We start from the raw sequence: 25,836 nt of genomic DNA on the forward strand, positions 1-25,836 counted from the left end.
AAATAGTTATAAATATTCACATAAGAGGATTTTATGAGAAAAAGAGATCGTCATCAGTTAATAAAAAAAATGATTACTGAGGAGAAATTAAGTACACAAAAAGAAATTCAAGATCGGTTGGAGGCGCACAATGTTTTTGTGACGCAGACAACCCTGTCTCGTGATTTGCGCGAAATCGGCTTGACCAAGGTCAAGAAAAATGATATGGTGTATTATGTACTAGCAAATGAGACAGAAAAGATTGATTTGGTGGAATTTTTGTCTCATCATTTAGAAGGTGTTGCAAGAGCAGAGTTTACCTTGGTGCTTCATACCAAATTGGGAGAAGCTTCTGTTTTGGCAAATATTGTAGATGCAAACAAGGATGAATGGATTTTAGGAACAGTTGCTGGTGCCAATACCTTATTGGTCATTTGTCGAGACCAGCACGTTGCCAAACTCATGGAAGATCGTTTGCTAGATTTGATGAAAGATAAGTAAGGTCTTGGGAGTTGCTCTCAAGACTTATTTTTGACAAGGAGAGACGGAAAATGGCGACAGAAAAGCTATCACCCGGCATGCAACAGTATGTGGAGATTAAAAAGCAATATCCAGATGCTTTTTTGCTCTTTCGTATGGGTGATTTTTATGAATTATTTTATGAGGATGCGGTCAATGCTGCGCAGATTCTGGAAATTTCCTTAACGAGTCGCAACAAGAATGCCGACAATCCGATTCCTATGGCGGGTGTTCCCTATCATTCTGCCCAACAGTATATTGATGTCTTGATTGAGCAGGGCTATAAGGTGGCTATCGCAGAGCAGATGGAAGATCCTAAACAAGCAGTTGGGGTTGTGAAACGAGAGGTTGTTCAGGTCATTACGCCAGGGACAGTGGTCGATAGCAGTAAGCCGGACAGTCAGAATAATTTTTTGGTTGCCATAGACCGTGCTGGCAATCAATTTGGCCTAGCTTATATGGACCTGGTGACGGGGGACTTTTATGTGACAGGTCTTTTGGATTTCACACTGGTTTGTGGGGAAATCCGTAATCTCAAGGCGCGCGAAGTGGTGCTGGGCTATGACTTGTCTGAGGAAGAGGAACAAATCCTTAGTCGCCAGATGAATCTGGTACTTTCCTATGAAAAAGAAGGCTTTGAAGACCTTCATTTACTGGATTCACGATTGGCAGCTGTGGAGCAAGCGGCATCTAGTAAGCTACTCCAGTATGTTCATCGGACTCAGATGAGGGAATTGAACCACCTCAAACCTGTTATCCGCTATGAAATCAAGGATTACTTGCAGATGGATTACGCGACCAAGGCTAGTCTGGATTTGGTTGAGAATGCTCGTTCAGGCAAGAAGCAAGGCAGTCTTTTCTGGCTTTTGGATGAAACCAAAACAGCCATGGGTATGCGTCTCTTGCGTTCTTGGATTCATCGTCCCATGATTGATAAGGAACGAATTATCCAACGTCAGGAAGTGGTGCAGGTCTTTCTCGACCATTTCTTTGAGCGTAGTGATTTGACAGACAGTCTCAAGGGTGTTTATGACATCGAACGTTTGGCTAGTCGTGTTTCTTTTGGCAAGACCAACCCAAAGGATCTCTTGCAGTTGGCGACTACCTTGTCTAGTGTGCCACGGATTCGTGCGATTTTAGAAGGGATGGAGCAACCTGCTCTAGCCTATCTCATCGCACAACTGGATGCAATCCCTGAGTTGGAGAGTTTGATTAGCGCAGCGATTGCTCCTGAAGCTCCTCATGTGATTACAGATGGGGGAATTATCCGAACTGGATTTGATGAGACCTTAGACAAGTACCGTCGCGTTCTCAGAGAAGGGACTGGTTGGATTGCTGAAATTGAGGCTAAGGAGCGAGGAAACTCTGGCATCAGCACGCTCAAGATTGACTACAATAAAAAGGATGGTTACTATTTCCATGTGACCAATTCGCAACTGGGAAATGTGCCAGCCCATTTTTTCCGTAAGGCGACGCTGAAAAACTCGGAACGCTTTGGAACCGAAGAATTAGCCCGTATCGAGGGAGATATGCTGGAGGCGCGTGAGAAGTCAGCCAACCTAGAGTACGAAATCTTTATGCGTATTCGTGAGGAAGTCAGCAAATACATCCAGCGTTTGCAGGCTCTAGCTCAAGGAATTGCGACGGTTGATGTCCTGCAAAGTCTCGCAATTGTTGCGGAAACCCAGCATTTGATTCGACCTGAATTCGGAGATGATTCGCGAATTGATATCCAGAAAGGGCGCCATGCTGTCGTTGAAAAGGTTATGGGGGCTCAGACCTATATTCCCAATACGATTCAGATGGCAGAAGATACCAGTATTCAACTGATTACAGGGCCCAACATGAGCGGGAAGTCAACCTATATGCGTCAGTTAGCCATGATGGCGATAATGGCCCAGATGGGTTCCTATGTACCGGCAGAAAGCGCCTATTTACCGATTTTTGATGCGATTTTTACCCGTATCGGAGCAGCCGATGATTTGGTTTCAGGCCAATCAACCTTCATGGTGGAGATGATGGAGGCCAACAATGCCATTTCGCATGCAACAAAGAATTCCTTGATTCTTTTTGATGAGTTAGGTCGTGGAACTGCAACTTATGACGGGATGGCTCTTGCCCAGTCCATCATCGAATACATCCATGAACATATCGGAGCCAAGACCCTCTTTGCGACCCACTACCATGAGTTGACTAGTCTGGAGTCTAGTTTACAACACTTGGTCAATGTCCACGTGGCAACCTTGGAGCAGGATGGGCAGGTCACCTTCCTTCACAAGATTGAACCAGGGCCAGCTGATAAATCCTATGGTATCCATGTTGCCAAGATTGCTGGTTTACCGGCTGATCTTTTAGCGAGAGCGGATAAGATTTTAACGCAACTGGAGAGTCAGGGGCAAGAAAGTCCTGCTCCTATGAAACAAACAAGTACTGTCTCAGAACAAATTTCACTCTTTGATACGACTGAAGAACATCCTATCCTAGCAGAATTAGCTAAACTGGATGTTTACAATATGACACCTATGCAGGCTATGAATGTCTTGGTCGAGTTAAAACAGAAACTATAAAGAGAAAATTACTAGTCATTCTAGCTGTATCAAGGAGACTTCTTTGACAATCCCCCACTTTTTTGCTAGAATAACATCACACAAACAGAATGAGAAGGAGCTGACACATTGTCGCTCCCTTTTGTCTATTTTTTAAGGAGAAAGTATGCTGATTCAGAAAATAAAAACCTACAAGTGGCAGGCCTTGACTTCGCTTCTGATGACAGGCTTGATGGTTGCTAGTTCACTTCTGCAACCGCGTTATCTGCAGGAAGTCTTAGACGCCCTCCTTGCTGGAAAATATGAAGCTATTTATAGTATCGGGGCTTGGTTGATTGGTGTGGCCGTAGTCGGTCTAGTTGCTGGTGGACTCAATGTTGTCCTCGCAGCCTATATTGCCCAAGGAGTTTCATCTGACCTTCGGGAGGATGCCTTCCGTAAAATCCAAACCTTTTCTTATGCTAATATTGAACAATTTAATGCGGGAAATCTAGTCGTTCGCATGACAAATGATATCAACCAGATTCAGAACGTCGTCATGATGACCTTCCAAATTCTTTTCAGACTCCCCCTCTTGTTCATCGGTTCCTTTATCTTGGCAGTTCAAACCTTACCTTCTCTGTGGTGGGTGATTGTTCTCATGGTAGTCTTGATTTTTGGTTTGACTGCTGTCATGATGGGAATGATGGGGCCTCGTTTTGCCAAGTTTCAAACCCTTCTTGAGCGCATCAATGCCATTGCCAAGGAAAATCTGCGCGGTGTTCGTGTGGTCAAGTCCTTTGTCCAAGAAAAAGAGCAATTTGCTAAGTTTACGGAGGTTTCAGACGAGCTTCTCGGTCAAAATCTTTACATCGGTTATGCCTTTTCAGTAGTGGAACCCTTTATGATGTTGGTCGGCTACGGGGCGGTTTTCCTCTCGATTTGGCTAGTTGCTGGGATGGTTCAGTCGGATCCGTCAGTTGTTGGTTCTATTGCTTCCTTTGTCAATTACCTGAGCCAGATTATCTTTACCATTGTTATGGTTGGATTTTTAGGAAATTCTGTCAGTCGTGCCATGATTTCTATGCGTCGTATTCGAGAAATTCTGGACGCAGAGCCAGCCATGACCTTCAAGGATGTCCCAGATGAAGAGTTGGTCGGAAGTCTTAGCTTTGAAAATGTGACCTTTACCTATCCAATGGATAAGGAACCGATGCTGAAAGATGTGAGCTTTACTATTGAACCTGGTCAGATGGTTGGTGTAGTTGGAGCCACTGGTGCAGGAAAGTCAACCTTGGCTCAATTGATTCCACGTCTCTTTGACCCGCAGGAAGGGGCTATCAAAATCGGAGGCAAGGATATTCGCAAAGTGAGTGAAGGAACCCTGCGTAAAACTGTTTCTATCGTTCTCCAACGTGCTATTCTCTTCAGTGGAACCATTGCAGATAACTTGAGACAGGGCAAAGGAGATGCCACTCTATTTGAAATGGAGCGTGCAGCCAATATTGCCCAAGCCAGTGAATTCATTCATCGTATGGAGAAAACCTTTGAAAGTCCAGTTGAGGAACGAGGAACCAACTTCTCAGGTGGACAAAAACAAAGGATGTCGATTGCGCGTGGGATTGTCAGCAATCCACGTATTCTGATTTTTGACGATTCGACCTCGGCCTTGGATGCCAAGTCAGAGCGTCTAGTGCAAGAAGCCTTGAATAAGGACTTGAAGGGGACGACAACCATTATCATCGCGCAAAAGATTAGCTCGGTTGTTCATGCAGATAAAATCTTGGTTCTAGATCAAGGACGATTGATTGGTCAAGGTACGCATGCAGACTTGGTTGCCAACAATGCCGTTTACCGTGAAATCTACGAAACACAGAAAGGAAAGGAGGAGTAAAATGAAGACAGTTCAATTTTTTTGGAATTATTTTAAAGCCTATAAGCTATCATTTGTAGTTGTCATCCTGATGATTGTTCTGGCGACTCTTGCCCAAGCTCTCTTTCCGGTCTTTTCTGGACAAGCAGTGACGCAACTAGTTAATTTAGTCCAAGCTTATCAAGATGGCAATCCAGAACTTGTTTGGCAAAGCCTATCAGGAATCATGGTCAATCTTGGTCTGCTGGTTTTGGTTTTATTTATTTCTAGTGTCATATACATGTGTCTCATGACGCGCGTGATTGCAGAATCGACCAACGAGATGCGCAAAGGTCTCTTTGGTAAGCTTGCTCAGTTGACGGTTTCTTTCTTTGACCGTCGACAAGATGGCGATATCCTGTCTCATTTTACCAGTGATTTGGATAATATCCTCCAAGCCTTTAACGAAAGCTTGATTCAGGTCATGAGCAATATTGTTTTATACATTGGTCTGATTCTTGTCATGTTTTCGAGAAATGTGACGCTGGCTCTTATCACCATTGCCAGCACCCCATTGGCTTTCCTTATGCTGATTTTCATCGTGAAAATGGCACGCAAATACACCAATCTCCAGCAGAAAGAGGTAGGGAAGCTCAACGCCTATATGGATGAGAGTATCTCAGGCCAAAAAGCCGTGATTGTGCAAGGAATTCAAGAGGATATGATGGCAGGATTTCTTGAACAAAATGAGCGCGTACGCAAGGCAACCTTTAAAGGAAGGATGTTCTCAGGAATTCTGTTCCCTGTCATGAATGGGATGAGTCTGGTTAATACAGCCGTCGTTATCTTTGCTGGTTCGGCCGTTCTATTAAACGATAAGACTATTGAAACAAGTACAGCCCTAGGTTTGATTGTGATGTTTGCCCAATTTTCACAACAGTACTACCAGCCTATTATTCAAGTTGCAGCTAGTTGGGGAAGTCTTCAGTTGGCCTTTACAGGGGCTGAACGGATACAGGAAATGTTTGATGCAGAGGAAGAAATCCGACCTGAAAAGGCACCAATCTTCACTCAGTTGCAAGAAGGTGTCGAAATCCGTCACATTGATTTTTCATACTTGCCTGATAAACCTATTTTGAAAGATGTCAACATTTCTGCCCCTAAAGGCCAGATGACTGCAGTTGTTGGGCCAACGGGTTCAGGGAAAACCACTATTATGAACCTCATCAATCGCTTTTATGATGTTGATGCTGGCGGTATTTATTTTGATGATAGAGACATTCGTGACTATGATTTAGATAGTCTCAGAAGCAAGGTGGGAATTGTCTTGCAAGATTCCGTTCTTTTTAGCGGAACCATTCGAGACAATATCCGTTTCGGTGTGCCAGATGCCAGTCAGGAAATGGTTGAGTCAGCAGCCAAAGCAAGCCACATTCACGACTATATCGAAAGTTTGCCTGATAAGTACGATACTCTTATTGATGATGAGCAGAGTATCTTCTCGACAGGGCAGAAGCAATTGATTTCCATTGCTCGAACCCTGATGACAGATCCAGAAGTTCTCATTCTCGATGAAGGCACTTCAAACGTAGATACGGTGACAGAAAGCAAGATTCAGCATGCCATGGAGGCAGTTGTAGCAGGCAAAACCAGTTTCGTTATTGCCCACCGCTTGAAAACTATTCTCAATGCTGATCAGATTATTGTCCTTAAAGATGGAGAGGTCATTGAACGTGGTAACCACCATGAACTCTTGAAACTAGGTGGATTCTACTCAGAACTCTATCACAATCAATTTGTTTTTGAATAAGAAAGAAGTTGTCCTATGGGGCAGCTTTTTCTTGTCCATAAAAAATTTTTATCACAGTCTTAAAAAAAACATATTAGACGAAAGACGCTTTGAGTGATATGATAGGACTATCGTTATACTCAATGAAAATCAAAGAGTAAACTAGGAAGCTAGCCGTAGGTTGCTCAAAGCACTGCTTTGAGGTTGTAGATAGAACTGACGAAGTCAGTAACATATATACGGTAAGGCGATGCTGACGTGGTTTGAAGAGATTTTCGAAGAGTATTAATATTCGAAAGGAGAGACATCATGCCTAGAACCGTTGTAGGAGTTGCTGCAAATCTATGTCCCGTAGACATAGAAGGTAAAAACATTCATTCATCTGTATCTTGTAGATTCGCAGAGAGCATTCGTCAAGTCGGTGGTCTCCCTCTAGTCATTCCTGTTGGTGATGAGTCAGTTGTACGCGATTATGTAGAAATGATTGACAAATTGATTTTGACAGGAGGCCAAAATGTTCATCCTCAGTTTTATGGAGAGAAAAAGACCATCGAGAGCGATGATTATAATCTGGTCCGTGATGAATTTGAATTGGCACTCTTGAAAGAAGCACTCCGTCAGAATAAACCAATTATGGCAATCTGTCGCGGTGTTCAACTTGTCAATGTTGCCTTTGGTGGAACCCTCAATCAAGAAATCGAAGGTCACTGGCAAGGACTACCTTTCGGAACATCTCACTCTATTGAGACAGTGGAAGGAAGCGTGGTTGCCAAGCTATTTGGAAAAGAAAGTCAGGTCAATTCCGTCCATCGTCAGAGTATCAAAGAATTGGCATCTAATTTCCGTGTAACTGCTATTGATCCGAGAGATCAAACCATTGAAGCGATTGAATCTATCGACGAACACCGCATTATCGGTTTGCAGTGGCATCCAGAGTTTCTGGTTAATGAAGAAGATGGTAATTTAGAATTATTTGAGTATTTATTGAATGAACTGTAACGACTGGAACATCTAGTCGTTCTTTCTTTTATTTTTTCAAAATTTTTGGAATGTGACATTTTTACGCAAACGTTTGAATTCTGATAAAAATTGGAGAAATTCGACAAAAAAGCTTGAAAAAAACGAAGGTAAGCGTTATGATAGAAAAGAAGAAATATTGGAGGAATAACATGTCACATATTAAATTTGATTATTCAAAAGTTTTAGACAAATTTGTTGCACCACATGAAGTGGAATACATGCAATCACAAGTAACAGCAGCAGATGAATTGATTCGTAAAGGAACTGGTGCTGGTAGCGACTTTTTGGGATGGTTGGACCTTCCTGAAAACTACGACCGCGAAGAATTTGACCGTATCTTGAAAGCTGCTGAGCAAATCAAATCAGACAGCGATGTTTTAGTTGTGATCGGTATCGGTGGATCTTACCTTGGTGCCAAAGCAGCAATCGACTTCTTGAACCACCACTTTGCAAACTTGCAAACAAAAGAAGAACGCAAGGCTCCACAAATCCTTTACGCAGGAAACTCAATCTCATCTACTTACCTTGCTGACTTGGTAGAGTACGTAGCTGATAAAGATTTCTCAGTAAACGTGATTTCTAAATCAGGTACAACAACTGAACCAGCGATTGCTTTCCGTGTCTTCAAAGAACTTTTGGTTAAGAAATACGGTCAAGAAGAAGCCAACAAACGTATCTATGCAACAACTGACCGCCAAAAAGGTGCTGTTAAGGTTGAAGCAGACGCTAACGGTTGGGAAACATTTGTTGTTCCAGATGACATCGGTGGACGCTTCTCAGTATTGACAGCTGTTGGTTTGCTTCCAATCGCAGCATCAGGAGCTGACATCAAAGCCCTTATGGAAGGTGCGAATGCAGCTCGCAAAGACTACACTTCAGATAAAATCTCTGAAAACGAAGCTTACCAATACGCAGCAGTTCGTAACATTCTTTACCGTAAAGGCTATGCAACTGAGATCTTGGTAAACTACGAGCCATCACTTCAATACTTCTCAGAGTGGTGGAAACAATTGGCTGGTGAGTCAGAAGGAAAAGATCAAAAAGGTATCTACCCAACTTCAGCCAACTTCTCAACTGACTTGCACTCACTTGGTCAATTTATCCAAGAAGGAACTCGTATCATGTTTGAAACAGTTGTCCGTGTTGACAAACCTCGCAAGAACGTGATTATTCCTAGCTTGGAAGAAGACCTTGATGGACTTGGTTACCTTCAAGGAAAAGACGTTGACTTTGTAAACAAAAAAGCGACTGACGGTGTTCTTCTTGCCCACACAGATGGTGACGTACCAAACATGTACGTGACTCTTCCAGAGCAAGATGCTTTCACTCTTGGTTACACTATCTACTTCTTCGAATTGGCTATCGCTCTTTCAGGTTACTTGAATGCTATCAACCCATTTGACCAACCAGGTGTTGAAGCCTATAAGAAAAATATGTTTGCCCTTCTTGGGAAACCTGGATTTGAAGAGCTCGGTGCAGAACTGAATGCACGTCTTTGATTCTCATATATGTTGAGCTAATTCAGAATAAAAAAGATCCACAAGTTCATTTCTTGTGGATTTTTAGTACAAGCCTTTTAATTAGTTTATCATTTTTTTGAACAGTGTAAAAAAGAGTGTCTTAATTCTTTTATGAAAGCGCTGTATAATTGCCTTGTAAATAAAACTTGAGAGGTATCAAAATGAATGATTGGTTAAATATAAAAGGCAAAACAGTTCTTGTGACGGGTGCGTCATCTGGGATCGGTAAGGCAATCGTTGAAGAATTGCTGGAATTAGGTGTCAATGTAGCGAATTTTGACCTTAGCGACAACGATTTGCGTCACCCGAATCTATTATTTGTAAAAGTTGATGTAACTTCTCGCTCTGAAGTAGAAGTAGGAGTCGCTAAAATAGTTGAAAGATTTGGCAATATTGATGCGGTGGTCAACAATGCGGGGATTAATGTCCCTAGATTATTAATTGATGCAGAAAATCCTAAAGGTCCTTACGAGTTAGACGATGAAACGTTTGAAAAAGTAACAATGATTAACCAAAAAGGTCTGTATTTGGTTAGCCAGGCAGTAGGCCGGATTCTGGTTCAAAATAGAAAAGGTGTAATTGTAAACATGGCTTCAGAAGCAGGCTTGGAAGGTTCTGAAGGACAAAGTGCCTATGCTGCCACGAAAGCAGCAGTCTATAGTTACACTCGTTCATGGGCGAAAGAGCTTGGTAAACATGGTGTACGTGTGGTTGGAATTGCTCCAGGAATTATGGAAGCTACGGGTCTTCGAACTCTTTCTTACGAGGAAGCTCTTGCTTATACCCGTGGAAAGACGGTAGAAGATATTCGAGCTGGTTATGCTTCAACTTCAACGACTCCATTGGGACGGAGTGGGAAACTACGGGAAGTAGCTGATCTTGTAGCGTTCTATATTTCAGACCGTTCTAGCTATATAACAGGTGTCACTACAAATATTGCCGGAGGTAAAACTCGCGGTTAAAAAAATGAAGGTGAGGAAGAGAGTTGACCTTAGTAAATCGATGGTATAACATTTTAGAAAAAATGGTCTCACAGCCAACTTATTTCTTGGTAGATATGCGCTCGGAGCTGGATATTAGTATGCAAACCTTGCAAAAGAGTATCCAACAATTAAATGATGTTTTGGCTCCTAATATCCAGATTATCTCACAAGATGATCAATTAATGTTAGAAGTGTATGACTATACAGAGTTGGAAAAGATTTTATCTGGTAGTTTAAAACAGGAGAGTGACTTCAATTCTTCCAGTAAAAGAATCGCCTATTTGCTAAAACGTTTAATTGAGTCAACCTCCCCTCTTCTTATTGACGATTTGGCTGAGGAAGTAGGTGTTAGTAGAAGTACCCTTAATAAGGATTTAAAACAAGTAAAATCTTTGGCAGAGAGTTACTCTATCACTATTTCAGGAAAGCCCAATCGTGGGCTGGAGGTCTTGGGGAGCGAGCTGAATTTGCGCTTGCTCTATATTCACCAAGTGGCTCCTTACTTTGAAGGAAGGACACTCACTGAGGCAACATCTTCTTTTCTGGAGACGCTAGTCCAGGATTATAAAATCCCTAAAGAAACACAGGAGCTCCTTCGAAAGACCCTTTCAATTATGGTGGATCGTATTCATACATCTAGGGTGTTGAATTGTCCTATTCCCTACTATAGGAATGATTTAACAGAGACACATTTGGCTGAGAAATTAATCTATCATATTGAGGTGACTTATAAGATTTCCCTCAGTCAGTTTGAGATAGACTTTTTGTGTTTTCCGTTTAATGTCCGTTTTATTGACACTTTAAGCAAGCCGTCTTATCAATCTGAACAGCTTGCATACATTTTTCAAGGGATTGTCAAGAAAGTCAAAGAAACTATGTTGGTTCACTTTGATGATGAAGAATTATTTGAAGAAATCAAGTCTCATTTAGGGTCCTTAATCAATCGACTGATTTTCCATGTGCAAGCTAATGATATATTTCATGGCGAGGTTCAAACTCAATATCCTTTTGCTTTTGAAATGGCGAAAATTGCTGGAGAAGAACTATCTACAATTTTTGGTTCTGAATTGGAATTATCTGAAATCGGATATCTGGCTTTGTATTTTGAAATGATTTTAAGAAAACAAAATTCTGCTGTTAAGGGTTCTCGCAAGCAGATAGCTGTGGTTTGCACAACAGGAAGAGGAACTGCTGCGATGATTATCCAGCAACTCAGACGAGTCATTGGAAATGATGTAGACATTACTCAGTATTCTGAAGAGGATTTTAATGTGGAATTGAATCAGGACTATTTCGCGATTTTTACGACAGTTCCTCTAAAATATAAAGATTCTAAATCTCCAGTCATTCAAGTTAATCATCTTTTTGATGATCAATGGCTGCAGGAAGAATGGCAGAAAGCCAATGCTTTTCATCAAAAAAATCTAGAAACAGTCAGCTTACGTTTTATTCGATTAAGCCCCCAAAAAACCTATCAGCAATACTTGCTAAATATGTCTGCGGAGTTAGAGAAACTTCAGATGATTGATGAAGGTTTTAGAAATCGGATAATTGATAGGGAGAAAAAGCAATCAACCATTTTTGGTGGAGGAATTGCGTTCCCCCATACAATTAACCAGGGTTATGCAAAGACTATTTTAATGTTCGGAAAACTAGAAGAGCCTTATCAAAAAGGAGATGAATGGATTGAATTTATCTTTCTAGTCGCCATACCCTCAGAAATTGAAAGAAAAATGGAAAGTGAATTGCTGGAATTGTATGACGACATTTTTCGAATTGCAGGAGAGCCTTCTCTAAAAGAAGCATTGAGGGCTGTAGAAACAGAGACAGAGTTTCTATCATTTTCTAAGAGCAAAGGAGTATTTTAATGAATTCGATAATAATTTTCGCTGTATTTGTCATGGCAGCTTATATATTTCAAATGTTCCTCGGCTGGCAGCAACTGAAAGACTTCAATAAGACCTATACGATGCTCCGGAAACTGGGGCGCGTAGCGATTGGCAGGAAATCCGGAAGAATCAAATCCGGTACGATTGTCATGTTCGCGGTTGATGAAAACGGTCGGGTTCTTAAAGCTAGCAAAATGCAAGGAGTCACAATCTTAGCGCGTTTTCAAAATATGGACGATTATGTTGGAGAAGACATCCATTATTTTGACAAGTATAATCCTCTTGTGAGAAAAGAAAATAAGTTGATGCAATCAGCTATAGAAGATGCTAGAAAAGTCTATCTTTGGCATGAGGCAGGTATTGAGAAAGAGACAAGTTCTTCTGATTCTTTTCTGGGATTCGGCTTTTATGCGGCTTACTTACAATTATCTATTAAACAGTTATTTAAAAAAAAATAAGAAAAGGAGTTCCTTATGAATTATATTACAGAATTTGCAGAGAGTTTTATGAAACTCTTCCAATTAGGTGGAGAAACCTTTATTAGCTGGATGACAAATATTGTACCTCTTGTCTTGATGCTATTGATTGCAATGAATACCCTTATCGCTTTCTTGGGAGAAGAGAAGGTCAATTCCCTAGCTAAGATTTCTGCCAAAAATCCTGTTAGCCGGTATATGATTTTACCTTTCATTTCAGCCTTTATGCTGGGGAATCCGATGGCGATTAGTATGGGACGTTTCTTACCAGAATATTATAAACCTAGTTTTGTAGCAGCTCAGATGCAGTTCTGCCATACTTCAAATGGTGTATTCCCGCATATCAATCCTGGGGAGTTGTTTGTATGGGTGGGAATTGCAACAGGAATTCAAAATTTAGGTTTAAGTCAAACGGACTTAGCCATTCGTTACATGCTTGTTGGGATTGTCATGAACTTTGTAGGCGGTTGGGTAACCGATTTTACAACTGCTTATGTAGCAAAACAGCAAGGTGTTACCTTGAGTAAAACATTTGATTGATAGAAAGAGTGAAATTATGTCATATAAGAGTATAAAAGTTGTTAAAGGAAATGGTGGTTTCGGGGGCCCTTTGGTCATTACACCTAGTGAGGCTAAGCATAAATTCATCTATATCACTGGTGGCGGAGAAAAGCCAGATATTGTAGATAAAATTGCTGATTTGACCGGTATGGAAGCTGTTAACGGGTTTAAAACTTCTATCCCAGATGAGGAAATTGCTTTAGCAATCGTAGATTGCGGCGGTACTCTTCGCTGCGGTATTTATCCTAAAAAGGGGATCCCTACAATCAATATTGTCGCTACAGGGAAAAGTGGCCCTCTAGCTCAATATATCACCGAGGAAATCTATGTGTCAGCAGTTGGCCTTAATCAAATTTCTGCTGCTAATGAAGACGAAAAAGCGACAACTGTGGTAACTGAAAAGCCAACTTACGATACTAGTAAAAAAATTACAGAGCAAAAAGCTGAAACAAGTATTGTAGCACGAATTGGGATGGGCGCTGGGAAGGTCGTTGCGACTTTCAACCAGGCTGCTCGTGAAGCCATTCAGACAATGCTCAATACAATCATTCCTTTCATGGCCTTTGTTTCCTTGCTGATTGGGGTTATTCAAGGTTCAGGTGTTGGAAATTGGCTGGCAAAATTAATGGTTCCCCTGGCGGGGAACATCTGGGGGCTCATTTTGATTGGCTTTATCTGTTCCTTGCCATTCCTATCTCCTTTGTTAGGCCCCGGAGCTGTTATCAGTCAGATTATCGGAACCTTAATTGGAGTCGAAATCGGAAAAGGAAATATTCCACCCCAAATGGCTCTACCAGCTATATTTGCTATCAACACCCAAAACGGTTGTGATTTCATCCCTGTAGCACTCGGTCTTTCTGAAGCCAAAGCTGAAACAGTTGAGGTTGGTGTTCCTTCTGTACTTTATTCACGCTTTCTAAATGGTGTTCCGCGGGTGCTAGTAGCTTGGATAGCTAGTATTGGCCTTTATCAGTAGAACTTTGATAGATGCACGTAAACACAGCAACTATTATGTTAAACTTATCTATAAGCATAAGTTTATGACAGATTTGAGAAAGGATGAATAGGAATTAGATGAAGAAAATTTTTGAAGCTAAAGTAATTCAAGTGGGGCTTGAAGCTCAGAATATGATTCAAGACGCTAATATGCTCATTTTATTTGGAGAAGAAGCTCCGGAAGATTTAGCAGAGTATTGTTTTAAAATCGATAACAAAAATCTTCTAGGTGCAATACTAGAAGGTGGAAAGCTGGTCGTAGATAGTCAGGAATATTCGATTACTGCCGTAGGAAATGTAGTAGAAAAAAATTTAACTGGACTGGGGCATATCACGATTTCTTTTGATGGTTCAAAAGAGGGGAGCCTTCCTGGTACACTCCATGTCGCAGCAGACCAAGCAGTAGTACTTGAGAAAGGTTCTACCATTCAGATTTTCGAAGCTGCCTAAGTAAGATAAAATATCTAATTAAGAATACTAGAAAAATAAGAGTCTAAAAACTTGAATCAGAGCCTGGGCAAAAAGTCCAGGCTTTTGAGTCTAAATTTAAAAAAACAGATAACTTAGTGGTTGATTGGCATCTTCCTTCGCTTTGTAAGTCCCAAAGATTGCCTGATCAACTGTGCGGGGGGAGGTGGAAGACGAACTTTTTAACTTGTTTGAAGTTCTTTCCCACTCTCTTTTTTGATAGGAAAAATAATTTATATTATAATATTGTGAAATTTGTCATTGTTTTTCAATGTTTTCGCAATATGACAAATCAACAAAATTTATAAGGAGAAAAGCATGCCAGAATAAGACGGTCAAGGTCAAGCGCAAAGGGCTTGGCAAGTCAATCAAACTAGCCAGCCAGTGCAAGGGAATTTCCAGCAGATGCATCTACAAGGGGTGCCTGAACAGAAGGAAAAGACCAAAAAGGTATCTACCCAACTTCAGCTAACTTCTCAACTGACTTGCACTCATTGGGTCAATTTATCCAAGAAGGAACTCGTATCCTCTTTGAAACAGTTATCCGTGTAGATAAACCTCGCAAAAATGTGCTGATTCCTGAATTGGCAGAAGACTTGGACGGTCTTGGTTACCTTCAAGGAAAAGACGTTGACTTTGTAAACAAAAAAGCGACAGATGGGGTGCTGTTAGCACACACTGATGGTGGAGTTCCAAATATGTTTGTGACACTGCCTGAGCAAGACGCTTTCACTCTTGGTTATACAATCTACTTCTTCGAATTGGCTATCGCTCTTTCAGGTTACTTGAATGCTATCAACCCATTTGACCAACCAGGTGTTGAAGCCTACAAACGTAACATGTTCGCCCTTCTTGGAAAACCAGGATTTGAAGAATTGAGCAAAGAACTTAACGCACGTCTGTAATAATAGAAGAAAAGAGTGGTTTGTCCACTCTTTTTACTCTCTTTATCCATAGAAATTGGACTCAGCCAAGACTTGTGATATAATATAGAGAGCAAAAAGGCAGACGCCTAGAGACTTTATAGGAGAAACTATGTCAAAAGATATCCGCGTACGTTACGCACCAAGTCCAACAGGACTACTACACATCGGGAATGCCCGTACAGCATTGTTTAATTACTTGTATGCGCGCCATCATGGTGGAACATTTCTCATTCGTATCGAAGATACTGACCGTAAACGCCATGTCGAGGATGGTGAACGTTCACAACTTGAAAACCTTCGCTGGTTAGGCATGGATTGGGATGAAAGTCCAGAATCACATGAGAATTATCGCCAGTCTGAGCGTTTGGACTTGTATCAAAAATACATTGCCCAACTATTAGCTGAAGGAAAAGCCTATAAATCTTACGTTACAGAAGAAGAGTTGGCAGCTGAACGCGAACGCCAAGAAGTAGCTGGCGAAACACCACGCTACATCAATGAATACCTTGGTATGAGTGAAGAAGAAAAAGCAGCTTACATCGCAGAACGTGAAGCAGCAGGGATCATCCCAACTGTTCGTTTGGCTGTCAATGAGACAGGTATCTACAAGTGGCATGATATGGTCAAAGGTGATATCGAATTTGAAGGTGGCAATATCGGTGGTGACTGGGTTATCCAAAAGAAAGACGGTTATCCAACATACAACTTTGCCGTTGTCATCGATGACCATGATATGCAGATTTCTCACGTAATCCGTGGAGACGACCACATCGCTAATACACCAAAACAGCTCATGGTTTATGAAGCACTTGGTTGGGAAGCTCCAGAGTTCGGTCACATGACCTTGATTATCAACTCTGAGACTGGTAAGAAGTTATCTAAACGTGATACTAATACACTTCAATTTATAGAAGATTACCGTAAGAAAGGTTACCTTCCAGAAGCAGTTTTTAACTTTATTGCTCTTCTTGGTTGGAACCCAGGTGGCGAAGATGAGATTTTCTCTCGTGAAGAACTCATTAAACTGTTCGATGAAAATCGCCTCAGCAAGTCTCCAGCAGCCTTTGACCAGAAAAAACTAGACTGGATGAGCAATGACTATATCAAGAATGCAGACCTAGAAACTATCTTTGAAATGGCAAAACCATTCCTAGAAGAAGCAGGTCGATTGACTGACAAGGCTGAAAAATTAGTTGAGCTCTATAAACCACAAATGAAATCAGTAGATGAGATTATCCCATTGACAGACCTCTTCTTCTCAGACTTCCCAGAATTAACTGAGGCTGAGAAAGAAGTCATGGCAGGTGAAACAGTCCCAACAGTTCTTGAAGCCTTCAAAGCAAAACTCGAAGTGATGACAGATGATGAATTCGTGACAGAGAATATCTTCCCACAAATTAAAGCAGTCCAAAAGGAAACAGGTATTAAAGGGAAAAATCTTTTCATGCCTATTCGTATCGCAGTTTCAGGTGAAATGCATGGACCAGAATTACCAGATACAATTTTCTTGCTTGGACGTGAAAAATCAATCCAGCATATCGAAAATATGTTAAAGGAAATCTCTAAGTAAGAAGGGTACAATAATGGACATCTGGGAAAAGATGTACGAAGAAGCACAGAAACTATACAATCCACATGAAGTATCAGACTTTGTTTATGCCAATCATGTTGTAGCTGCAGTAGAAGCAGAAGATGGACAAATATTTACAGGTTTCTGTATGGAGGGAACCTGTGGTGTTTTCCATCTCTGTGCAGAACGGGCGGCCCTCTTCAATATGTACCAATTTTCAGGACAAACTAAGGTTAAGAAAGTATTAGCCTTTCGAGATAAAGCACCTTATGGTGGAAGTTCAGGAATGCCCTGTGGCGCTTGCAGAGAATTCCTTTTAGAGTTGAACGCTGAAAATAAAGATGCAGAATTCATGATGGACTACGATACAAGAAAGACAGTGAAAGTCGCAGAACTAATGCCCTATTGGTGGGGAGAAGAACGTGCTTCTAAGTTTAATAATCAATAGAAGAGTCAGTATAATTCTGGCTCTTTTTACTATAATTTGAAAAACTGTACTTGAAAAAATGAAAAAAGTTTAAAAAAGTAGAAAATCTAATTGCTACTGCTATTTCCGGTGGTGTGGCAGGCATTGGTAATTTGGTAAAGAAAAAAGGATTGGCAGTTGCTAAAGCTACTTTAAGTAGGGTAGCTAAAAAAGCTGCTATTCGTTTAGGCATTTATAGCAATCGGTTAGCTGAACTTCTTGAACGTATATTTGATTATATTAACATTTTCTACAATGTAGGTTATGCGGTAGCTCAATGGGTTGATGCTAGGGATGTATATCCAAATAATGGACGGATTAATTTCTGGGCTTAAATCTATGTGTAAGATTTTATTATCTTTGTTTTTGTTTGTTTTCTTATTTCATTTGCTAGAACATTACATTTTTGGATTTGATCAGTTGAGTGTTACCCAATTATTATTATCTTCGATTTTTGTTGCAGGTATCAGAAAAATTGGAGATGAGTCATAAGAGAGAAGGCAGAAGTTAGAGGCTAGCTTCTGCTTTTTTATCTACATTGCTTTACCGGTAAATAAAAAAGTTAAAAATATCACAAAAATACCTAAAGAGCCAATTGAAAAGGCTTGCAATTATATTATAAATAGTACATTTAAAAAACGGAGGAGTGCTTTATGAAAACCTATACTTATGTTAAACCAGGACTTGCTTCTTTTGTTGATGTAGATAAACCAGTTATTCGCAAGCCAACAGACGCTATTGTGCGTATCGTAAAATACTATTTGTGGAACAGACCTCCATATTATCAAAGGGGATGTTCCTGCTTGTCAAAGTGGTACCATTCTTGGCTACGAAGGGATTGGGATTGTTGAAGAAGTTGGGGAAGGAGTTTCTAACTTCAAAAAAGGCGACAAGGACTTGATTTCTTGTGTCTGCGCCTGTGGTAAATGCTACTACTGTAAAAAAGGAATTTATGCCCACTGTGAAGACGAAGGGGCTGGATTTTCGGTCACTTGATTGATGGTATGCAGGCTGAATATCTACGTGTCCCTCATGCAGATAACACTCTTTACCATACTCCAGAAGACTTGTCAGATGAATCCTTGGTTATGCTATCAGACATTCTGCCTACTGGATATGAAATTGGTGTCTTAAAAGGGGAAGTGGAACCTGGTTGTAGCGTAGCTATTATTGGTTCAGGACCAGTTGGATTGGCTGCACTTTTGACAGCTCAATTGATTATGGTAGACCTAGATGATAACCGCTTGGAAACTGCCCTATCATTCGGTGCGACTCATAAGGTTAATTCTTCAGATCCTGAAAAAGCCATTAAAGAAATTTATGATTTGACAGATGGTCGTGGTGTAGATGTTGTTATCGAAGCTGTTGGTATTCCTGCAACATTTGATTTCTGTCAAAAGATTATCGGTGTAGACGGAACAGTTGCCAACTGTGGTGTGCATGGTAAACCAGTTGAATTTGATTTGGACAAGCTTTGGATTCGCAACATCAATGTAACAACTGGTTTGGTATCTACAAATACAACTCCACAATTGTTGAAAGCACTTGAAAGTCATAAGATTGAACCAGAAAAATTGGTAACTCACTATTTCAAACTAAGTGAAATTGAAAAAGCCTATGAAGTCTTCAGTAAGGCAGCAGACCACCATGCAATTAAGGTCATCATCGAAAACGATATTTCTGAAGCCTAGGTAGTAAAAAGATTTTGGAACATAAGCAAATAGAAATTCAGTCATCATAGGATGGCTGGATTTTTTATCAAAAAATTAAGAGATGAGCATATTTCTTTCCTTGTTTAGCGGAATTGGTTATAATATACGGTACAAAGGAATGAATGAATATGTATCGTGTTATAGAAATGTACGGAGATTTTGAACCCTGGTGGTTCTTAGAAGGTTGGGAAGAAGATATTATAGCTAGTAAGAAATTTGACCAGTATTATGATGCTCTCAAATACTACAAAACTTGCTGGTTTAAATTAGAACAAGAATCCCCTCTTTATAAAAGCAGAAGTGACTTGATGACCATTTTTTGGGATCCAGAAGACCAACGCTGGTGTGATGAATGTGATGACTATTTACAACAATACCATTCTTTGGCTCTATTACAGGATGAGCAGGTTATCCCAGATGAAAAACTACGTCCAGGTTATGAAAAGCAAACTGGTAAGGAAAGGCACCGTTCTTGCCGTATGAAATTAAAATAGAGAAAAAGTAACTTTTTGGAGTTACTTTTTTTATTTTTCCAAATCTTTGCGAATAGTATAGGTGAGGAGGTAAGTATGGTTCAAGAAATTGCACAAGAAATCATTCGTTCGGCCCGGAAAAAAGGTGCGCAAGACATTTATTTTGTCCCTAAGTTAGACGCCTATGAGCTTCATATGAGGATAGGAGACGAGCGCTGTAAAATCGGTTGTTATGATTTTGAAAAGTTTGCGGCCGTCATCAGTCACTTTAAGTTTGTGGCGGGTATGAATGTGGGAGAAAAGCGACGTAGCCAACTGGGTTCCTGTGATTATGCCTATGACCAGAAGATGGCATCTCTACGTCTATCTACTGTAGGCGATTATCGAGGACATGAGAGTTTAGTCATTCGCTTGTTGCACGATGAGGAGCAGGAGTTGCATTTTTGGTTTCAGGATATTGAAGAACTGGGCAAGCAGTACAGGCGACGTGGTCTCTATCTCTTTGCTGGCCCAGTCGGCAGTGGCAAGACAACCTTGATGCACGAATTGGCTAAATATCTCTTTAAAGGACAGCAAGTTATGTCCATCGAAGATCCTGTCGAAATCAAGCAGGACAACATGCTCCAGTTGCAGTTGAATGAAGCGATTGGGCTTACCTATGAAAATCTGATCAAACTTTCCTTGCGTCATCGACCAGATCTCTTGATTATCGGAGAAATTCGTGACAGCGAGACGGCGCGTGCAGTGGTCAGAGCTAGTTTGACAGGGGCGACAGTCTTTTCAACCATTCATGCCAAGAGTATTCGAGGTGTTTATGAGCGCCTGCTGGAGTTGGGTGTGAGTGAAGAGGAATTGGCAGTCGTTCTGCAGGGAGTCTGCTACCAGAGATTAATCGGGGGAGGAGGAATCGTTGACTTTGCAAACAAAGACTATCAAGAACACCAGCCAACTAGCTGGAATGAACAGATTGACCAGCTTCTTAAAGATGGACATATCACAAGTCTTCAGGCTGAAACGGAAAAAATTAGCTACAGCTAAGCAAAAAAATATCATCACCTTGTTTAACAATCTCTTTTCCAGCGGTTTTCATCTGGTGGAGACCATCTCCTTTTTAGATAGGAGTGCTTTGTTGGACAAGCAGTGTGTGACCCAGATGCGCACGGGCTTGTCTCAGGGGAAATCATTCTCAGAAATGATGGCTAGTTTGGGCTTTTCAAGTGCCATTGTCACTCAGTTATCCCTAGCGGAAGTCCATGGAAATCTCCACCTGAGTTTGGGAAAGATAGAAGAGTATCTAGACAATCTGGCCAAGGTCAAGAAAAAACTAATTGAAGTAGCGACCTATCCCTTGATTTTGCTGGGTTTTCTTCTCTTAATCATGCTGGGACTACGGAACTATCTACTACCACAACTGGATAGTAGTAATATTGCCACCCAAATTATTGGCAATCTGCCACAAATTTTTCTAGGTATGGTAGGGTTTGTTTCCGTACTTGCCCTTTTAGCACTCACTTTCTATAAAAGAAATTCTAAGATGCGTGTCTTTTCTATCTTAGCACGCCTTCCCTTTCTTGGAATTTTTGTGCAGACCTATCTGACAGCCTATTATGCGCGTGAATGGGGGAATATGATTTCGCAGGGAATGGAGCTGACGCAGATTTTTCAAATGATGCAGGAACAAGGTTCCCAGCTCTTTAAAGAAATCGGTCAAGACCTGGCTCAAGCCCTGCAAAATGGCCGAGAATTTTCTCAGACGATAGGAACCTATCCTTTCTTTAAGAAGGAGTTGAGTCTCATCATCGAGTATGGGGAAGTCAAGTCCAAGCTGGGTAGTGAGTTGGAAATCTATGCTGAAAAAACTTGGGAAGCCTTTTTTACCCGAGTCAACCGCACCATGAATTTGGTGCAGCCACTGGTCTTTATCTTTGTGGCTCTGATTATCGTTTTACTTTATGCGGCAATGCTCATGCCCATGTATCAAAATATGGAGGTAAATTTTTAACATGAAAAAAATGATGACATTCTTGAAAAAAGCTAAGGTTAAAGCTTTCACTCTGGTAGAGATGTTGGTGGTCTTGCTCATCATCAGCGTGCTTCTATTACTCTTTGTACCTAATCTGACCAAGCAAAAAGAAGCAGTCAATGACAAAGGAAAAGCTGCTGTTGTTAAGGTGGTGGAAAGCCAGGCAGAGCTTTATAGCTTGGATAAAAATGAAGATGCTAGTCTAAGTAAGTTACAAGCAGATGGGCGAATCACAGAAGAGCAAGCTAAAGCTTATAAAGAATATCATGAAAAACAAAATAAGACTCAAACGGTCGCGGATTAAGGCCTTTACCATGCTTGAAAGTCTCTTGGTTTTGGGACTTGTGAGTATCCTTGCCTTGGGTTTGTCAGGCTCTGTCCAGTCTACTTTTGCGGCGGTAGAGGAGCAGATTTTCTTTATGGAGTTTGAAGAACTTTATCGGGAAACTCAAAAACGCAGTGTAGCCAGTCAGCAAAAGACTAGTCTGAACTTAGATGGGCAGACGATTAGCAATGGCAGTCAAAAGTTGATAGTCCCCAAAGGGATTCAGGCACCATCAGACCAAAGTATTACATTTGACCGAGCTGGGGGCAATTCGTCTCTGGCTAAGGTTGAATTTCAGACCAGTAAAGGAGCGATTCGCTATCAATTATATTTAGGAAATGGAAAAATTAAACGCATTAAGGAAACAAAAAATTAGGGCAGTGATTTTACTGGAAGCAGTAGTCGCTCTAGCTATCTTTGCCAGCATTGCGACCCTCCTTTTGGGACAAATTCAAAAGAATAGGCAAGAAGAAGCAAAAATCTTGCAAAAGGAAGAAGTCTTGAGGGTAGCTAAGATGGCCTTGCAGACAGGTCAAAATCAGGTAAACATAAACGGAGTTGAGATTCAGGTGTTTTCTAGTGAAAAGGGATTGGAGGTCTACCATGGTTCAGAACAGTTGTTGGCTATCAAAGAGCCATAAGGTCAAGGCTTTTACCTTATTAGAATCCCTGATTGCCCTCATTGTCATCAGTGGAAGCTTACTCCTCTTTCAAGCCATGAGTCAGCTTCTCATTTCAGAAGTTCGCTACCAGCAACAGAGCGAGCAAAAAGAGTGGCTCTTGTTTGTGGACCAGTTGGAAGCAGAATTAGACCGTTCGCAGTTCGAAAAAGTGGAGGGCAATCGTCTCTATATGAAGCAAGATGGCAAGGACATAGCCATTGGCAAGTCCAGATCAGATGATTTTCGTAAAACAGATTCTAGTGGTCGAGGCTATCAGCCTATGGTTTATGGTCTCAAATCTGCGCATATTACAGAGGAGAATCAAGTGGTTCGCTTTCGTTTTCAATTCCAAAAAGGCTTAGAAAGGGAGTTCATCTATCGTGTGGAAAAAGAAAAAAGTTAAGGCAGGTGTTCTCCTCTATGCAGTCACCATGGCAGCCATCTTTAGTCTTTTGTTACAATTTTACTTGAACCGACAAGTCGCCCACTATCAAGACTACGCTTTAAATAAAGAAAAGCTGGTCGCTTTTGCCATGGCCAATCGAGCCAAAGATAAGGTTGAGCAAGAAAGTGGGGAACAGACCTTTAATCTGGGTCAGGTGAGCTATCAAAATAAGAAAACAAGCTTGGTGACAAGGGTTCGTACGCCGAAGAGTCAATATGAGTTTCTGTTTCCTTCAGTCAAAATCAAAGAAGAGAAAACAGAGAAAAAGGAAGAGGTAGTGACTGATTCAAGTAATCAAGCAGAGAAGAAAAAATCAGAAGAGAAGGTTGAAAAGAAAGAGAATTCCTAGCCAATCAAGCTATTTTGTGCTAAACTAAAAATATGAGACATGATTTTAACCACAAAGCAGAAACTTTTGATTCCCCTAAAAATATCTTCCTTGCAAACTTGGTTTGTCAAGCAGTCGAGAAACAGATTGATCTTCTATCAGACAAAGAAATTTTGGATGCTTTTTTTGTGAATAATCGGGGTAGCTACCTATCCGAATTTTTAAATTTTCCTAGTACAAAGAAGTTGCTAAGGAACATCGCGAAAGGTTCTGTTAATCAATCCAATATAAATGCAAGGAGTAGTAAATGCGAAACAAATTTTAAAATTTTTTAAATTGAAATTTGGTTTTTAACATGAGGAGTCTCCCTTCACCAAATTTGAGTCTGCCTATCCCTTGACTATTCTTTCCTTTTCACAAACGATTCGCTTATTCAATTATAAGTTTACGTTCTCCTAGTCACAGTTCTTGTGCTTGATGGAAAGAATGACACCTATAAATATGCGAGGTAGTGGCTGTATCACTCACTTATTCACCTCCCCGTGATTTGTAGTAGTGATAGACTTTCTCACTATTATTATAAAACAAAATAAAGAGCACACCACTTTTTCATTCTGTCTTGTGCCTTGAGTGAAACGAAAGGAATGAATTATAAACATAAAAGTTTAGTATATAGATTATTCCTCTCAAAATATGCAAATAAGCTAGAATACTAAATTTATAGCAGACTTAGTGAAAAGCAGAAACTAGAAATGATACTAGTTTCTGCTTTTCTCCATAATAATTAATTTCCCCTTTTTTCCTTCTAAATCTTTCTTCACAACAAAAAAACCTGAATTTCTATATGCTTTTTGAGCCAATATATTTTTTTCATTTACAGCCAATACAATATGGTTAATTTCTAATTTTAAAGTTGAGTCTATGAATTCAAATATTTTATTCAGAGCATTAGAACCATATCCTTGATTTCTGAAATTATCATCAATAGAAAATCCTCTAATAAGCGCATAATCATTTTGATAATAGCCATACTCTTTAGGACCAGTGTTTAGGTGTAGGCAAAAAAATCCAATTACTTTATGTTCTTTATTAAGTATTACTATTGGGTATCTATACTTATCTTTTTTAGACTTTTCAATAATATTTTTTGGGGTATCAGTATGTGTAATATCATTTAAAGAATAAGAACTTAAAGAATGGTAATGGTCAACTTCACTATACAAAGATAATTTCATGATAATTAATTCCTTTCTCTTTATGTAAGATACATAACTAAATAGGACTCTAGGTATGTAGATTTTTTTATGAAACGTCCTATAAAAATCAGATATATTTAGAGTTATTACTTTAGTCCTTTATTTTCATTATTAGACTTCCTGCAAAACTAGAATCCTAGTTCATGATTGATAATACCAGCAATCAAATTCATTCGTAAGCCGAAGCGTTTACGATGATTTCGATAGGTTGTTGAAAACATTTTAAACGTTTTTATAGTGAAATGAAATAAGAACAGGACAAATCGATCAAGACAGTCAAATCGATTTCTAACAATGTTTTAGAAGTAGAGGTGTACTATTCTAGTTTCAATCTACTATACTCTGTCAAAAATATTCTCAACCTTGATTCTCTCCTTAGATAGCGCATGGTTACAGGCTTTCTCTTCAGCTGTTAGCGGCTTGAGTTTGCTGGATTTACGTGGAGTTTGTGCTTGAGGATCTATCTTCATGAGCCCTTGATAACCACTGTCAGCCAAGATTTTACCAGCTTGTCCGATATTTCTGCGACTCATTTTGAACAACTTCATATCATGACAATAGTTCACAGTGATCTCCAAAGAAACAATTCTCCCTTGACTTGTGACAATCGCTTGAGCCTTCATAGCGTGGCATTTCTTTTTACCAGAATCATTCGCTAATTGTTTTTTAGGGCGATGGATTTTTACTTCCGTCGCATCAATCATTACCGTGTCCTCAGAACTGAGAGGAGTTCTTGAAATCGTAAAACCACTTTGAACAAGAGTTACTTCAACCCATTGACTCCGACGGATTAAGTTGCTTTCGTGGATACCAAGATCAGCCGCAATTTCTTCATAAGTTCGATATTCTCGCACATATTGAAGTCGCCATAAGAAGGTATTCTAGGCTTAGTTTAGGTTTTCGTCCCCCTTTTGCGTGTTTACCTTGATAATCTCTTTTTAATACAGCTAACATCTCTTCAAAAGTCGTGCACTGAACACCAACCAGGAGCTTAAATCGTGCATCAGTTAGTTGTTCACTTGCTTCATAATCCATAGAACTATTATACCATATATTGTTTCGCAGGAAGTCTA

At 40.3% G+C, this 25,836-nt stretch carries 24 protein-coding genes and 5 pseudogenes; 26 read left to right on the top strand and 3 right to left on the bottom strand.

What is annotated here, in order from left to right; all coding sequences use genetic code 11:
* The first annotated feature begins 33 nt into the window (after positions 1-33).
* From argR to HT729_RS02515, 26 genes and pseudogenes are all read left to right on the top strand, one after another.
* Positions 34-480, top strand: a complete 447-nt coding sequence (argR, locus tag HT729_RS02390; RefSeq protein ID WP_001231476.1) for an arginine repressor — start codon at positions 34-36, stop codon at positions 478-480.
* A gap of 50 nt (positions 481-530) precedes the next feature.
* A complete protein-coding gene (gene mutS, locus HT729_RS02395; RefSeq protein WP_172931625.1) occupies positions 531-3,065 on the top strand; it encodes a DNA mismatch repair protein MutS in 2,535 nt (844 codons plus the stop codon).
* A gap of 145 nt (positions 3,066-3,210) precedes the next feature.
* Complete coding sequence (gene patA / locus HT729_RS02400; RefSeq protein ID WP_031233400.1) at positions 3,211-4,917, top strand: multidrug efflux ABC transporter subunit PatA; 1,707 nt, start codon at positions 3,211-3,213, stop codon at positions 4,915-4,917.
* 1 nt (position 4,918) lies between these two features.
* Complete coding sequence (gene patB, locus HT729_RS02405; RefSeq protein WP_172931626.1) at positions 4,919-6,685, top strand: multidrug efflux ABC transporter subunit PatB; 1,767 nt, start codon at positions 4,919-4,921, stop codon at positions 6,683-6,685.
* Positions 6,686-6,973: 288 nt separating this feature from the next.
* Positions 6,974-7,663 (top strand): gamma-glutamyl-gamma-aminobutyrate hydrolase family protein, encoded by a 690-nt coding sequence (locus HT729_RS02410; RefSeq protein WP_050223431.1) that lies wholly within the window; start codon positions 6,974-6,976, stop codon positions 7,661-7,663.
* A 170-nt stretch (positions 7,664-7,833) separates the two neighbouring features.
* Complete coding sequence (locus HT729_RS02415) at positions 7,834-9,183, top strand: glucose-6-phosphate isomerase (RefSeq protein WP_172931627.1); 1,350 nt, start codon at positions 7,834-7,836, stop codon at positions 9,181-9,183.
* A gap of 182 nt (positions 9,184-9,365) precedes the next feature.
* Positions 9,366-10,166, top strand: coding sequence for an SDR family oxidoreductase (locus HT729_RS02420; protein ID WP_023934055.1), 801 nt, complete (start codon positions 9,366-9,368; stop codon positions 10,164-10,166).
* Positions 10,167-10,228: 62 nt separating this feature from the next.
* Complete coding sequence (locus HT729_RS02425) at positions 10,229-12,055, top strand: PTS sugar transporter subunit IIA (RefSeq protein ID WP_080673552.1); 1,827 nt, start codon at positions 10,229-10,231, stop codon at positions 12,053-12,055.
* Positions 12,055-12,534, top strand: coding sequence for a transcriptional regulator GutM (locus HT729_RS02430; RefSeq protein ID WP_023934056.1), 480 nt, complete (start codon positions 12,055-12,057; stop codon positions 12,532-12,534). The genes HT729_RS02425 and HT729_RS02430 overlap by 1 nt, the downstream gene beginning before the upstream one ends.
* A gap of 15 nt (positions 12,535-12,549) precedes the next feature.
* On the top strand, positions 12,550-13,092 hold the full coding sequence (locus tag HT729_RS02435; RefSeq protein WP_023934057.1) for a PTS glucitol/sorbitol transporter subunit IIC: 543 nt from the start codon (positions 12,550-12,552) through the stop codon (positions 13,090-13,092).
* 16 nt (positions 13,093-13,108) lie between these two features.
* Entirely contained in the window at positions 13,109-14,089 is a 981-nt protein-coding gene (locus HT729_RS02440) for a PTS glucitol/sorbitol transporter subunit IIB (RefSeq protein ID WP_020992831.1), read from the top strand.
* Positions 14,090-14,187: 98 nt separating this feature from the next.
* On the top strand, positions 14,188-14,559 hold the full coding sequence (locus HT729_RS02445; protein WP_023935311.1) for a PTS glucitol/sorbitol transporter subunit IIA: 372 nt from the start codon (positions 14,188-14,190) through the stop codon (positions 14,557-14,559).
* Positions 14,560-15,005: 446 nt separating this feature from the next.
* Positions 15,006-15,482, top strand: a pseudogene (gene pgi, locus HT729_RS02450) (glucose-6-phosphate isomerase); the annotation flags it as partial.
* A gap of 130 nt (positions 15,483-15,612) precedes the next feature.
* Complete coding sequence (gltX, locus tag HT729_RS02455; protein ID WP_000031077.1) at positions 15,613-17,073, top strand: glutamate--tRNA ligase; 1,461 nt, start codon at positions 15,613-15,615, stop codon at positions 17,071-17,073.
* Positions 17,074-17,086: 13 nt separating this feature from the next.
* The gene (locus tag HT729_RS02460) at positions 17,087-17,521 is read left to right on the top strand and encodes a cytidine deaminase (RefSeq protein WP_023934276.1); all 435 of its coding nucleotides are present in this window, start codon (positions 17,087-17,089) and stop codon (positions 17,519-17,521) included.
* Between the two features lie 113 nt (positions 17,522-17,634).
* Positions 17,635-17,874: a hypothetical protein gene (locus HT729_RS02465; protein WP_000907298.1), complete on the top strand. Its 240-nt coding sequence runs from the start codon at positions 17,635-17,637 to the stop codon at positions 17,872-17,874.
* 318 nt (positions 17,875-18,192) lie between these two features.
* A pseudogene (locus HT729_RS02470) lies at positions 18,193-19,230 on the top strand (zinc-dependent alcohol dehydrogenase family protein).
* A gap of 149 nt (positions 19,231-19,379) precedes the next feature.
* Positions 19,380-19,745, top strand: coding sequence for a DUF1033 family protein (locus HT729_RS02475; RefSeq protein WP_172930802.1), 366 nt, complete (start codon positions 19,380-19,382; stop codon positions 19,743-19,745).
* Positions 19,746-19,820: 75 nt separating this feature from the next.
* A complete protein-coding gene (gene comGA, locus HT729_RS02480; RefSeq protein ID WP_172931628.1) occupies positions 19,821-20,762 on the top strand; it encodes a competence type IV pilus ATPase ComGA in 942 nt (313 codons plus the stop codon).
* The gene (gene comGB, locus HT729_RS02485) at positions 20,710-21,726 is read left to right on the top strand and encodes a competence type IV pilus assembly protein ComGB (RefSeq protein WP_172930804.1); all 1,017 of its coding nucleotides are present in this window, start codon (positions 20,710-20,712) and stop codon (positions 21,724-21,726) included. Before comGA ends, comGB begins: the two co-directional genes overlap by 53 nt.
* A 1-nt stretch (position 21,727) precedes the next feature.
* Positions 21,728-22,051, top strand: coding sequence for a comG operon protein ComGC (gene comGC, locus HT729_RS02490; protein ID WP_050207887.1), 324 nt, complete (start codon positions 21,728-21,730; stop codon positions 22,049-22,051).
* Positions 22,014-22,448, top strand: a complete 435-nt coding sequence (comGD, locus tag HT729_RS02495) for a competence type IV pilus minor pilin ComGD (RefSeq protein WP_050207886.1) — start codon at positions 22,014-22,016, stop codon at positions 22,446-22,448. The genes comGC and comGD overlap by 38 nt, the downstream gene beginning before the upstream one ends.
* Positions 22,411-22,713 (top strand): competence type IV pilus minor pilin ComGE, encoded by a 303-nt coding sequence (gene comGE, locus HT729_RS02500; protein WP_000413380.1) that lies wholly within the window; start codon positions 22,411-22,413, stop codon positions 22,711-22,713. The genes comGD and comGE overlap by 38 nt, the downstream gene beginning before the upstream one ends.
* On the top strand, positions 22,676-23,137 hold the full coding sequence (gene comGF / locus HT729_RS02505; RefSeq protein ID WP_172922103.1) for a competence type IV pilus minor pilin ComGF: 462 nt from the start codon (positions 22,676-22,678) through the stop codon (positions 23,135-23,137). The genes comGE and comGF overlap by 38 nt, the downstream gene beginning before the upstream one ends.
* Positions 23,115-23,528, top strand: coding sequence for a competence type IV pilus minor pilin ComGG (gene comGG / locus HT729_RS02510; RefSeq protein ID WP_000265633.1), 414 nt, complete (start codon positions 23,115-23,117; stop codon positions 23,526-23,528). Before comGF ends, comGG begins: the two co-directional genes overlap by 23 nt.
* Positions 23,529-23,560: 32 nt before the next feature.
* Positions 23,561-23,686, top strand: a pseudogene (locus HT729_RS02515) (SAM-dependent methyltransferase); the annotation flags it as partial.
* 579 nt (positions 23,687-24,265) lie between these two features.
* Here the strand turns inward: HT729_RS02515 and HT729_RS02520 are convergent.
* From HT729_RS02520 to HT729_RS02530, 3 genes and pseudogenes are all read right to left on the bottom strand, one after another.
* Positions 24,266-24,742 (bottom strand): GNAT family N-acetyltransferase, encoded by a 477-nt coding sequence (locus HT729_RS02520; protein ID WP_000777684.1) that lies wholly within the window; start codon positions 24,740-24,742, stop codon positions 24,266-24,268.
* Positions 24,743-24,891: 149 nt separating this feature from the next.
* Positions 24,892-24,999: pseudogene (locus tag HT729_RS02525) on the bottom strand (IS5/IS1182 family transposase); the annotation flags it as partial.
* Positions 25,000-25,101: 102 nt separating this feature from the next.
* Positions 25,102-25,798, bottom strand: a pseudogene (locus tag HT729_RS02530) (IS5 family transposase); the annotation flags it as partial.
* Positions 25,799-25,836 lie beyond the last annotated feature (38 nt).

Source organism: Streptococcus sp. 79 (assembly GCF_013277425.1).
Taxonomy (GTDB): Bacteria; Bacillota; Bacilli; order Lactobacillales; family Streptococcaceae; genus Streptococcus; species Streptococcus pseudopneumoniae.